Origin of the sequence: Flavobacterium sp. (genome assembly GCF_027490375.1) — a bacterium.
In the GTDB taxonomy this organism is placed as follows: domain Bacteria; phylum Bacteroidota; class Bacteroidia; order Flavobacteriales; family Flavobacteriaceae; genus Flavobacterium.
In genome coordinates this window covers 39,063-51,389 of record NZ_JAIXYH010000055.1, presented here as the reverse complement: position 1 = coordinate 51,389, position 12,327 = coordinate 39,063, and the positions used below count along the sequence as shown (strand labels likewise).

Sequence of the window (12,327 nt, the reverse complement as noted above, 5' to 3'; positions counted from 1 at the left end):
TTGAAAGATTGAAAGATTGAAAGATTGAAAGATTGAAAGATTGAAAGATTGAAAGATTGAAAGATTGAAAGATTGAAAGATTAAAAGATTTTGGAATAATAGATCCGAGTTTAATTAGTTATATTACAATTGAAAAATTCAAGATTTTTTTTGATTAGACAATAAGCATTAAAAATAAAAAATATGTTAACTGTACATCCGCAATACATTACCGATGCACACGGAAATAAAATTTCTGTAGTTCTTCCGATGAAAGATTTCGAAGCCATTATGGAAGAGTTGGAGGAGTTGGAGGACATCAAATTATACGATAAATCTAAACAGGCCAACGAACCTTCATTTCCGATAGATGAAGCGTTTACGTTGATTGAAAAGAAGCGGGCTCAAAAAAAATGAGGTATAAAATTACATTACGAAAAAATGTGATAAAGGTCCTAGAGAAAATCAATGAACCTTAGTATTCAAACCTCAAAGAAGCTCTTTATCAACTTGCTGAGAATCCGCGTCCAGCAGGATATAAGAAATTAAAAGGGCGTGACGGATACCGAATCCGAGTCAGTGATTACAGAATAATTTATGAAATTTTAGATGACATTCTTGTTATCGATGTGATCGAATTAGGACACCGCAAAGACATTTACAGAGGTTAGATTTTCCTAAATCGATATCTAAAAAAAAACCTCCAGATTTCTCTGAAGGTTTTTAGAGGCATCGAGCGGATTCGAACCGCTGTAGGAGCTTTTGCAGAGCCCAGCCTAGCCACTCGGCCACGACGCCATTGCGGTCGGCAAATGTAAGTAATTATCTCAAAAATCAAAGCATTTGCACAAAACTCGAGAAAAAATCTTTCTAGATATATCGATTTTCTTAGCAACGATTTGTTTGGTAACGATTGCCGCGGCAGCGATAGAGCGATTAGCCCGCAGTTTAAAAAAAAACTAAAATGACAAAAAAACCGCGACGGCAGAAGCGCGTTTTTGCCGTTTAATTTTAGCTTTTTTTAAACGAGGACTAGTAGCGAAAGCGCGGGGGCCGCTATGAAGATTTAAAGATTTTGAGATTTCGAGATTGAAAGATTTAAAGATTTTGAGATTGAAAGATTGAAAGATTGAAAGATTTCGAGATTGAAAGATTTCGAGATTGAAAAAAGTAAAAGGATATAAAAAATAGAAAAAATCAAAAAATTTGACAATTATTCGTTGGGTTCGATGATTTCGACGGCTTTTTTCACCAATTTTTGATCGCTTGGAAACCAACCTTGCAGCATAATAGATATTCCGAAAATTATTAGTAAAATACTGGTAATCTGTTTAATAAGCGAAATATTTTTCGGAGTCATTTTTGATTTTAAACGTTTTGCTGCCAACATTTTAACTAGGTCGATTAGCAAATACGACCCAATTACCGAACTAAAAAACACGATTAAACGACTCGTTTTTAATTCTAAAGCGGGTCCGAAGGTGATAAAAATAAGCAACCAAAAACCGAGTACTCCGACGTTAATGAAGTTCAATAAAAATCCCTTTCCGTAAAGTGCTAGATAGTCTTTTTTTAGAATTTCGACTGTTTCTGTTTCGATGGCAACTTTTGCATTTCGCCGCAATTTTATAAACGAAATTAAGCCGTAAGTTACCATTATTAAGCCACCGAAAATAAAAAGTGCGGGTTCATCTTGCAGATTGTTTATTAAGCGATACGAACTGAAATACGCTACGGCAATGAATACAAAATCGGCCGTAACCACACCTAAATCGAAAACCAAAGCGGCTCGTAATCCTTTAGTTGCGGCGGTTTCCAGTAGTACAAAAAAAACTGGACCAATCATGAAGCACAGCAAAAATCCGAGTGGGATTGCCAGTAAAATGTCGTGCAGCATTTGTTTGTTTTGCGTTTGCGAAAGGCTAAGGTAAAGAAAGTAAACTAACTTTCCACGGTTTCTGCTTTATTTACGAACAATAGTGCCACCCATTGAACGCGACTCTGTGAGTTGTTTTGGATTTCCATAGACTTCAATAGTACCGGAAAGTCGAACTTTAGCATTAACGGTTTCGGTAGCAAAAATCTTTGCTTTTCCTATCGCAGTTACAGATACACTAGTTTCCTTTGTAATTAGATCTTTACCTTCAAATTTTCCACCACTTAAAACGGATATTACTTGTACCGCTGCAACACCTGCAACAGCTACAACTCCGGCTGAAAACACATTTGTTTTTACAGTTTCTGCTTCAATATTTAAACGAACTTCTGCACCTTCCTTAGCCTCTAATAAAAGTTCACGACCTTTTAAAACATCTGTATTACTGATATTTGAACCTTCATTTCCTTCAACGCGATGTAATTCTTTGTAATAAAAAAGTACTTTAGTTGATTCACCTTCCAAGAACTTATGTAAAGGAAAGTGTATTTTTAATTTCTTATCAATCAGCTCGAATTCTACATCATTAACATTACTGCCGGATACTTCAGCTTTATATTCGTTAGAGGGAATTAAAACCACGTTGATCCTATCAAAAACTTCTACTTCGGAAACATCGCCCAGATTAATAGTTTTGGTACCTTGAGCCAGTGCTACTGTTGAAAAAAGTAACGTAATTACAATTTTAAAAATCTTATTCATTTTTTCTTAAATAATGAAAATCGAGTTGTTTTTTAACTAAATCGGCATTTTTTACTTTAACGAAAACTTCGTCGCCTAATTGTATGATATTTTTAGAGACTGCACCAACCAAAGCGTACTGCTTTTCGTCGAAAGTATAATAGTCGTCTTTAATTTCACGAATTCGACATAAACCTTCGCATTTGTTGGAAACAATTTCTACGTAAATACCCCATTCGGTTACGCCGGAAACCACGCCGAGAAATTCTTCGTCTTTGTGATCTTGCATGTAGCGAACTTGCATGTATTTAATGCTGTCGCGTTCGGCATTAGTGGCCAAAACTTCCATATCAGAAGCGTGTTTGCATTGTTCTTCGTAAAACTCGGCATTCGCTGAGGCGCCGCCTAACAAGTAAAATTGCAACAAACGGTGTACCATTACATCTGGATAACGGCGAATTGGCGAAGTAAAATGCGAGTAAAAATCGAATGCCAAGCCATAATGACCAATATTTTGGGTTGAATATTTGGCTTTACTCATGCTTCGAATGGCCAAGGTATCCACTAAATTTTGTTCTTTTTTTCCTTGAGCATCTTCTAAAATCGAATTCAAAGATTTGGCAATATCTTGTTTAGAGCGGAAGTTGATTTTATAACCAAATTTTGCAATAACGGTTTGGAAGTTAATCAACTTATCTTCATTGGGTTCGTCGTGGATACGATACACAAAAGTTTTCTTCTGTTTACCGATAAATTCGGCTACTTTACGATTGGCCAATAGCATAAATTCTTCAATCAAATGGTTGGCATCTTTAGCGATTTTAAAGTACACGCCTTCCGGATCGTTGGTTTCGTTGAGGTGAAATTTTACTTCTACTTTATCAAACGAAATGGCGCCGTTTTGCATGCGTTGCTTTCGCAGAATTTTTGAGAGTTCGTCGAGTTTTAGTACTGATTTTACGATGGGTTCCGGAACTTCACGATCGCTTCCCGTTAGCGATGTTGCTGCGGGAATTGTATGCTCGGCAGTTTCGATGATGTGCTGAGCTTCTTCATACGCAAATCGGAAATCAGAATAAATGACCGTTCGACCAAACCATTGGTTTACAATTTGCGCCTTAGCATTGATTTCAAAGATAGCAGAAAACGTTAGTTTTTCTTCATTCGGACGCAACGAACACGCGTAATTCGAAAGTACTTCGGGAAGCATAGGTACCACTCGATCAACGAGATAAACCGAAGTTGCTCGATTAAACGCCTCTTGATCGAGTATGGTTCCTTCTTCTAAATAATGCGAAACATCGGCAATGTGCACACCAATTTCATAATTTCCATTTTCAAGAAATTGAAATGAAAGTGCATCGTCAAAGTCTTTCGCATCTTTCGGATCTATCGTAAACGTGAGTACTTTTCGCATATCGCGCCGAGCAGCAATATCGACAGCTGTAATCTGGGTGTCGATACCGTCGGCAAAAGCTTGTACTTCCGCAGGGAAATCGGCAGGTAAACCGTACTCGGCAAGTATTGCATGAATTTCTGTTTGGTGTTCTCCAGGTGCTCCAAGAACTTTGATCACGGCTCCAAAAGGCGAATCGGCTTTGGCTGGCCAATCTTCAATCTTTACCAGTACAACATCGCCTTGTTTGGCACCGCCAGTTTTATCTTTTGGGATAAAAATATCGGTGTACATTTTCGGATTTGCGGTACTTACAAACGCAAAGTTTTTTTGGATATCAATTACGCCAACAAATTCGGTTTTATTGCGTTCGATAATCTCGATGACTTCGCCTTCCGGTTTCTTTCCGCGGCGGCGGTTGTACACATAAACGCGCACTTTGTCTTTATCGAGTGCATGGTTGAGGTTGTTTGTTGGAATAAAAACATCGTCTTCAAAATCTTCGCAGATGAAGTAGGCGGTTTTCCGCGTGGTCATATCGATGGTTCCTTCATAGTAATCCGGCGAAACGGCTTTTACGAGGTATTTTCCAGGTTCCGATTCGATGATCACTTTTTGAGCGGCCAGAATTTTTAAATCTTTGATGATTTCATTTCGGCTCTTGGTGTCGTCGAGTTCAAGAACAGCGGCAATTTGTTTATAGTTAAAAGCTCTGTTCGGATATTTAGAGAGAATTTTTAAAATTTTCTCCGAATAGGTTTTCACCTTCTTTCCGTGCTTTTTTGGAATCTTTGTCATAGTGTAATCGTTGTTACGAAGGTACAGCGAAATGTGTACAGGTTTACAAAAGCAATATCGAAGCTTTGAAATTGAACCGAAATTTAAAGCTATGAACAAACAATAAATAACAACAAATTAATTTTAATTATAGAAATATATATGTGTTGTTGTATAGTGTGTTGATTTGTACAAAAAGTATTTTACCGTTTAGTTGATTCTTAGTTTTTACTTAGTTGTAACGATTTATTAACACTATCTTAACTTTGCACTAGTTTCATTTTGAGCTTTTTACAAACTTTATTGACAATTGTAGAAAAACCACCGAAACTAGTTTTCGTCAGCTTTTTCACAGCCGAACTTTTGTTAAGAAATCGTAAAAACCAGTCGATAACTTTTCAATAAATAAGGCAAACTTTATTTGATAATCTCGCGAGAATTTTGTCTTCTAAAAAAATCTGTTTCCACACAAAAAAATCTGTTAGAAGTTATGTTGATTTATCAACAAAAAAAACACAATGCTTCTTGTCTTATTTTTAAGACTTTAACATATTTTATCAACAATTCGCTGAATATCAGGCTAGATGTCGCAATAAATGAATTTAAGTAGTCAGATTTTCAACGACTTAGGTTTTTGAAGAAATCGACTCATTTTCGAGCTGCGAAACGTACCTTTGTGCAATACAATTACAGTATTATGATTATTTCGATAGGAAACGACCACGCCGGACCCGACTATAAAAAGGCGATAGTTGCCCATTTAGAACAACTCGGACACCAGGTTTTAAACCACGGTACCGACACCACCGCCAGCGTAGATTATCCGGATTTCGGGCATCCTGTGGCAGAAGATATCGAACGCGGGGCAGCACAGTTCGGAATTGTAATTTGCGGTTCTGGAAATGGCATTGCAATGACCGTAAATAAGCATGCGCAAATTCGCGCTGCACTTTGTTGGACCAAAGAAATTGCGCAACTAGCTCGTTTACATAACGATGCAAATGTTATTAGCATACCCGCACGATTTACCAGCGTGCAGCAAGCTGTGGAAATGGTTGATGTGTTCTTGAACACCGAATTTGAAGGCGGGCGTCATGCAAACCGAGTTGCTAAAATTGCTTGCTCATAAATATGACAGAAATTGCTTTTGTTGTTGAGAAAGCGGGAATTCCTTCGCCCGTTGTTACAGCTGTTTTAGATTTATTGAACCAAGGCGCAACCTTGCCTTTTATAGCGCGGTACCGAAAGGATGCTACTCAGAACGCCGATGAGGTTGCAATTGATGCCATTTCGAATTTTGCCAAACAATTTCGCGAACTTGATAAACGCAAGAAAACTGTTTTTCAAGCATTAGACAAGCAGGGAATAATCGATACGAAATTGCGTGAAGCGATACAAAACGCCGATAGTTTGGTGGTTTTGGAAGATTTGTATTTGCCTTACAAACAAAAGCAGCAAACGCGCGCAGCCAAAGCCCGTGCGGCGGGATTGCAAGGACTGGCCGATGCGATTTTTCAACAGAAGTCGGTTGATTTAGAAGTGTACGCGTCACAGTTTTTAAACGCAACTATTGTAAACGAAGATTTGGCTTTGCAAGGAGCGCTCGATATCGTTGCTGAGCAGTTGAGCGAAATACCTGCAGTGCGAACGTCGGTGCGAAATACCATGCGCAAACAAACGCTGATGCAAACAAAAGTGCATCCGAGTTGTACCGAAGAGCAGAAAGCAAAGTACGCGCAGTACATCGATAAGCAAGAATCTTTATCGCGCGTACCGCCGCATCGGTTTTTAGCCATCCAACGAGCTGAAAACGAAAACGTGTTGAAACTCCGGTATGAGGTCGACGATGATTATTTGGAACAACTAATCATTCGCAACGCCGGTTTTAGGAAACAACCCGATTCGTATTTACAAACAGCGGTTTCCGACAGTTTAAAGAGACTCATAAAGCCAAGCATTTTAAACGATGTTTTACAAGAGGTTAAAGAAAAGTCGGATCGGGCGTCGATCGTTGTTTTTGCCGCCAATTTAAAGCAGTTGTTGTTAGCACCACCTTTGGGAGCCAAGCGCATAATGGGTATTGATCCGGGATTTAAAAGCGGATGTAAAATAGTGTTTTTGAATGAATACGGCACTTTAATGCACAACGAGACGATTTATCCGCACGACGGAGGATCGGCTGAAACGATGGCAATAAAAAAAATCGGCAGTTTGGTACAATCGCACAAAATTGAAGCCATTGCGATTGGCGACGGAACAGCTTCGCGCGAAACTGAACGCTTCATTAAAAAAGTACCTTTTCATTCCGATGTTCAAGTTTTTGTGGTTTCGGAAGCAGGAGCATCCGTATACTCGGCATCGAAAATTGCACGAGAAGAGTTTCCGAATTACGACGTTACCGTTCGTGGTGCGGTTTCTATTGGTCGACGATTGGCCGACCCGCTTGCCGAATTGGTTAAGATAGAACCTAAGGCGATAGGAGTGGGGCAGTACCAACACGATGTTGACCAAAATTTACTGAAAGAAGAACTTGATAAAACCGTGATGTTGGCTGTTAATGCGGTTGGCGTTGATTTGAATACGGCTGGAAAATCGATCTTAAAATACGTAAGTGGAATAGGGGAGAAGCTTGCCGAAGAAATAGTGAAATTTCGGGAAGCCAACGGCGGATTTACCAACAGAAAACAGCTGCTAGAGGTTCCGGGTTTGGGTCAGAAAACTTTTGAACAAGCTGCGGCATTTTTGCGCATTACCAACGGAAGCAATTTGCTCGATAATTCGGCGGTACATCCGGAAGCGTATGCTGTGGTTGAAAAAATGGCGAAAGTTCTTGGAATTACAGTGGGTGAATTAATAGGAAACAAAGCGGAAATCGCCAAAATTTCACCTTCGGATTTCGTTACTGAAAAAGTGGGTGTTTTAGTTTTGAAAGATATTTTGAAGGAATTGGAAAAGCCCGCTCGCGATCCGCGGAAGACAGCTCAGGTTTTAGAATTCGATTCGACTATTAAAACAATTGATGATTTACGGGAAGGTATGGAATTACCGGGCATTATTAACAACATTACCGCCTTTGGTTGTTTTGTGAATATCGGTATCAAGCAAAGCGGTTTGATTCATATTTCAAACCTCGGACAAGGATTTGTTAGCGATGTTTCATCGGTTGTGAAATTGCACCAGCACGTTCGAGTTCGGGTATTGTCGGTTGAGTTGCAAACCGGACGAATACAGCTGGCACTACTTAAATAACGTGAGTTCGACATAAAAATCCTTGTTAGATCGCTTGAAGTAAGAGTTGTATCCGGAAGAAGAAAAATTTTCACTCACAATTTTAAAAGCTAACCATTTAAACAGTCGCTTCTTTCGTTGTATTTTTTTGAGATACCTCGGTATCCCTAAGAAAATACGCCTTGTAATCAACTATTTAAATGATTTCTAACTTCGATTTTTATATCGAACTCACGTTAAATAATAGCTACAAAAAAACCGCCTCGAAGGCGGTTTTTGTTTATTCTTTGTGAACCTTAGGTTCGTCGTTTAAAGGCGAAGAAGGCTGAATTGGGTCGCTCGAAACGGGCTTTGATGGTGCATCGTCTTTAGCAGCGTTTTTAAATTCTTTAATTCCGCTACCTAAACCTTTCATTAATTCCGGAATTTTTCTTCCTCCGAAAAGCAGCAAAACAACCACTAAAATTAAAACCCATTCGGTTGGTCCAAAGCTGCCTAAAAATATCATTGAAGCAATCATAATTCAAATTGTTTATCGCTACAAAAGTAAGATAAATTTGCTGTTTGTATTCTTAAAGCTTTTACAATTGTACAGCGATACTAAAAAAATCGATTTTTGAATGGACTTCTATGCCAAAATTGTGAAATATCTTCAATTGCTTTTTACTTACAAGCGTTGCTAAGCAGTCCGTGAAAGTCACAGATTTGAAGTAAAAGACGCTATTTTTCGGTACATTCAAAAAAGTTTAAATGACTTCGAGTAACTTGCGCCTTATGTCGGTTAAAGCTTTTTTATCAAAATACGTTGCAGCACTAGCGGTTGCAAAAACTAAAAAATGGGCTTCGCAGCCTATCGTTACACAACAACGCACTTTTGAAAAACTGATTCGGTGCGCAGCGGATACCCAGTTTGGGAAAGATCATGGTTTTTCTGAAATCCGTTCACATGCCGATTTTGTTTCCCGCGTTCCCGTTCGAGATTACGAAGCCTTAAAGCCGTACGTTGATCGAGTTGTTGCTGGAACACCCAACGTACTTTGGCCCGGAAAACCGCGGTACTTTGCCAAAACTTCGGGAACAACATCAGGCGCAAAGTACATTCCGATAACCAACGAATCGATGCCGTTTCACATTCAAGCTGCGCGCGATGCTATTTTGCATTACATTCACGAAACAGGCGACACAAAAGTTGTAGATGGAAAAATGATTTTCCTGCAGGGAAGTCCGATTTTAGAAGAGAAAAATGGCATACAATTGGGCCGACTTTCCGGTATTGTTGCCCATTATGTTCCAAAATACTTACAGAAAAACCGACTTCCTTCTTGGGAAACCAATTGTATAGACGATTGGGAAACCAAGGTCGATGCGATTGTTGACGAAACGATCAAAGAAGATTTGTCGATCATAAGCGGAATTCCGAGTTGGGTGCAAATGTACTTTGAGCGTCTGCAAGAAAAGTCGGGTAAAGCAGTTGGCGAGTTGTTTCCAAACTTCAATTTGTTTATTTACGGTGGAGTGAATTACGAGCCGTATCGTAAGAAATTCGAGCAATTGATTGGGAGGAAAGTCAACAGTATAGAGCTCTTCCCAGCATCGGAAGGCTTTTTTGCTTATACCGATTCGCAGCAAGAGGAAGGCATGCTGTTGTTGTTGAATTCTGGAATTTTTTACGAATTTATTCCTGCCGATCGCTTTTTTGAAGAAGATCCGCCGCGACTAACGGTTGGTGAGGTAGAACTGGGCGTGAATTACGTTTTGATTTTATCGACTAATGCCGGATTGTGGGCGTACAACATTGGCGATACGATTCGGTTTACATCACTTTCGCCTTATCGCTTGGTGGTTACGGGTCGCATCAAGCATTTTATCTCGGCATTTGGGGAGCATGTCATTGGCAAAGAAGTGGAGGAGGCTTTGCGCACCGCTTTAACGGATTCGGAAGCTGTGGTGAGTGAGTTCACCGTAGCTCCGCAAGTTGCTCCAGATTCGGGTTTGCCCTATCACGAGTGGTTTATTGAATTTGAACAAGAACCGGAAGATTTGGCATCGTTTGCATTAGCTATAGATACAGCATTACGTAAGCAAAACAGCTATTACGACGACTTGATTTCGGGTAGTGTATTACAGGTACTGAAGATTTCGGTAGTTCCCAAAAACGGATTTCAGGAGTACATGAAGAGTCAAGGGAAATTAGGTGGTCAGAATAAGTTACCGCGATTGAGTAACGACCGAAAAATTGCAGATTTTCTGACGAAATTGTTGTAAATCTTTTATTTACTGGAGTATAAATTGGTTGATTTTTTGAAAATGAAATTGTCAAAAAAAGCAGTCATATTTAACATACGTAATATTGCAATATTACCCAAGTTAAAATATTATTTATCAAATAAATGTATTCGATAATAGTCTGTTTTTAAAAATAACGTTCAAAAAATTATCCAAATGTTTTTTTGCCAAAAAATCTACCTCATTTTCTATCAGGTAAAGCAAACTAGAATAGAGTACACCGAAACACAGCAATCTATACGTTTAAAAAATCTAGCTGCAACGTAACTACACGCTTAACCATTTAACAAAAGCAGAGGCAACTAGAATACAAACGAAAAAACCTACATTTGCAGGTTAGTAAACTTTGCACATGAGCGAAATTAGAAATGTACACCGCAGTAGAGCCCAAGAGTCGTCGGCTGCTATTGAACGATTATATATTACCATCCGACACCTTTTTAACCGCGGTTTTTACAAACCAATGGGTGTATCCGGGGAAACGTTACGAGAAGCACTTTTATCGCTCCGACCCGAAATCTACGGAAGTATAGCGGAAGAAAAAGTGGAGCTAAATGGCTTGCTTTACGTCATCGAGCGTCTTCCAACGGGTATCGAAGAGTGTCGTTTTATCAACTTAATTTCCGACGAAGGTTATACCAATAGTCATTTTACCGCGATCGTTCCGCCGAAGCGTAAACGCAATTGTTACCGCATAGACGAAGAGCAAATGAATGTGGTAATTACCCGCGGACGTTCGGATATTTACGACATTTTAACGCACCTAACGTTCATTTTTATCGAATCGCATAAAATTAAAGATCGCGTTTTATTGGACGATGGAGGCGAGTTGTCGCGCGATTGGTTAAAGCTTGAACAAGCCGTTAAAACTTCTAAGAAACTCAGCTTAATTGAACGTGAAAAAGCAGTTTCGCATACGGCAAATATTCTAGGACGCAGTTTTTCGGAAGTGAATGCTATTTACGATTCGTTTGGCAGCGCCGAAAAGCCCGACCGCTTTTTAAGCGTGGTGTATTGGTTGGGAAAATTGGCTTTGGAAGAAGTTTTGGAAAATAAAAAACGCACCATTTCTTTCAGCCCGATTTTACGAGAACGTTTAGGACATCACATTCACGGAGAAATTTGGGCACACAATATCAAATCGACCTTATTCTCCAACGGATTACTCGATCGTGAAATTCACATCATCAGTGCCAATATGCACTCGGTAATGAATTCGATTTTCGCAGCCGGAATTCAAAAAAACAAGACCGAATCTGGTATCGATTTCAAGTTGTTTGAAGAGTTAAGCAGCAGTGGTGCCAAAGAATTGCGTTTAAAAGTAGAGAAATTGGCATTGGCAAACGGAATGATTTCGATGCCAGATACTTCGGGAACTAATATTGATGTTCAGATTTTCGATACTGCTAAAATCGATTGGAAGAAAACGTCGTTTCCGAAAGTAAAATCGCAAGAAAACGGTCCGATTTTAATTGTGATGGATTATGCGTTTGGCGAACAGGCTTATGAAACAATCGATGAATTATTGAAGCCTTTTGTGCAACCCGACGGGGTGAAACAACATTTGAATGTGGCTTCGGTTTCCATTATGGGTAAAGCCGGTATTTTAGAAGGAGGAAAAGGCGATATTATGATTCCTTCGGCGCACATCAATGAAGGTACAGGCGACAATTATCCGTTTGAAAACGAGTTAACTGCTGAGATGTTAACCGGTTACGACATTCCTGTTTGTGCGGGTCCGATGGTAACGGTTTTAGGAACCTCATTACAGAACAAAGATTTGTTGACGTTTTTCCACAAGTCAACTTGGGGTGTTATTGGTTTGGAAATGGAAGGGGCGTACTATCAGAAAGCCATTCAATCGGCTTCCAAAATTAGAAAAAGTATACCAGCTCAGGTGAAAGTTCGTTATGCGTACTATGCTTCGGATAATCCGCTAGAAACGGGAAGTACTTTAGCCTCGGGTGGTTTAGGAACAACGGGTGTTAAGCCTACCTATTTAATTACGATAAAAATTTTAGAACAGATATTTAACTTATAGCGT

Annotated in this window: 9 protein-coding genes, 1 tRNA gene and 1 pseudogene; 6 read left to right on the top strand and 5 right to left on the bottom strand. The window is 39.3% G+C overall.

Annotated features, from left to right (window positions below; all coding sequences use genetic code 11):
- Window positions 1–183 precede the first annotated feature (183 nt).
- Both Q0064_RS06935 and Q0064_RS06930 read left to right on the top strand, forming a co-directional pair.
- On the top strand, window positions 184–396 hold the full coding sequence (locus Q0064_RS06935; RefSeq protein WP_298146299.1) for a hypothetical protein: 213 nt from the start codon (window positions 184–186) through the stop codon (window positions 394–396).
- Window positions 397–476: 80 nt separating this feature from the next.
- Window positions 477–650 (top strand): annotated as a pseudogene (locus tag Q0064_RS06930) (type II toxin-antitoxin system RelE/ParE family toxin); the annotation flags it as partial.
- 56 nt (window positions 651–706) lie between these two features.
- Here the strand turns inward: Q0064_RS06930 and Q0064_RS06925 are convergent.
- From Q0064_RS06925 to rnr, 4 genes are all read right to left on the bottom strand, one after another.
- Window positions 707–777: transfer RNA gene (locus tag Q0064_RS06925), tRNA-Cys, on the bottom strand.
- A gap of 415 nt (window positions 778–1,192) precedes the next feature.
- Window positions 1,193–1,876 carry a LysE family transporter gene (locus Q0064_RS06920; protein WP_298146296.1) on the bottom strand — a complete coding sequence of 228 codons (684 nt, stop codon included), beginning with the start codon at window positions 1,874–1,876 and terminating at the stop codon, window positions 1,193–1,195.
- Between the two features lie 66 nt (window positions 1,877–1,942).
- Window positions 1,943–2,617, bottom strand: a complete 675-nt coding sequence (locus Q0064_RS06915) for a DUF2807 domain-containing protein (RefSeq protein ID WP_298146294.1) — start codon at window positions 2,615–2,617, stop codon at window positions 1,943–1,945.
- A complete protein-coding gene (gene rnr / locus Q0064_RS06910; protein WP_298146291.1) occupies window positions 2,610–4,790 on the bottom strand; it encodes a ribonuclease R in 2,181 nt (726 codons plus the stop codon). Before rnr ends, Q0064_RS06915 begins: the two co-directional genes overlap by 8 nt.
- Before the next feature lie 676 nt (window positions 4,791–5,466).
- Here rnr and rpiB point away from each other — a divergent pair.
- Together rpiB and Q0064_RS06900 are read left to right on the top strand one after the other, a co-directional pair.
- Window positions 5,467–5,898 carry a ribose 5-phosphate isomerase B gene (gene rpiB / locus Q0064_RS06905; RefSeq protein ID WP_298146287.1) on the top strand — a complete coding sequence of 144 codons (432 nt, stop codon included), beginning with the start codon at window positions 5,467–5,469 and terminating at the stop codon, window positions 5,896–5,898.
- A gap of 2 nt (window positions 5,899–5,900) precedes the next feature.
- A complete protein-coding gene (locus tag Q0064_RS06900; RefSeq protein WP_298146284.1) occupies window positions 5,901–8,018 on the top strand; it encodes a Tex family protein in 2,118 nt (705 codons plus the stop codon).
- Window positions 8,019–8,277: 259 nt separating this feature from the next.
- Here the strand turns inward: Q0064_RS06900 and Q0064_RS06895 are convergent, their stop codons facing one another.
- Complete coding sequence (locus Q0064_RS06895) at window positions 8,278–8,517, bottom strand: twin-arginine translocase TatA/TatE family subunit (protein ID WP_298146281.1); 240 nt, start codon at window positions 8,515–8,517, stop codon at window positions 8,278–8,280.
- 254 nt (window positions 8,518–8,771) lie between these two features.
- On the opposite strand from Q0064_RS06895, the gene Q0064_RS06890 reads away from it, so the two are divergent.
- Both Q0064_RS06890 and Q0064_RS06885 read left to right on the top strand, forming a co-directional pair.
- Entirely contained in the window at window positions 8,772–10,262 is a 1,491-nt protein-coding gene (locus Q0064_RS06890; protein ID WP_298146301.1) for a GH3 auxin-responsive promoter family protein, read from the top strand.
- Window positions 10,263–10,635: 373 nt separating this feature from the next.
- On the top strand, window positions 10,636–12,324 hold the full coding sequence (locus tag Q0064_RS06885) for a hypothetical protein (RefSeq protein ID WP_298146278.1): 1,689 nt from the start codon (window positions 10,636–10,638) through the stop codon (window positions 12,322–12,324).
- Window positions 12,325–12,327 lie beyond the last annotated feature (3 nt).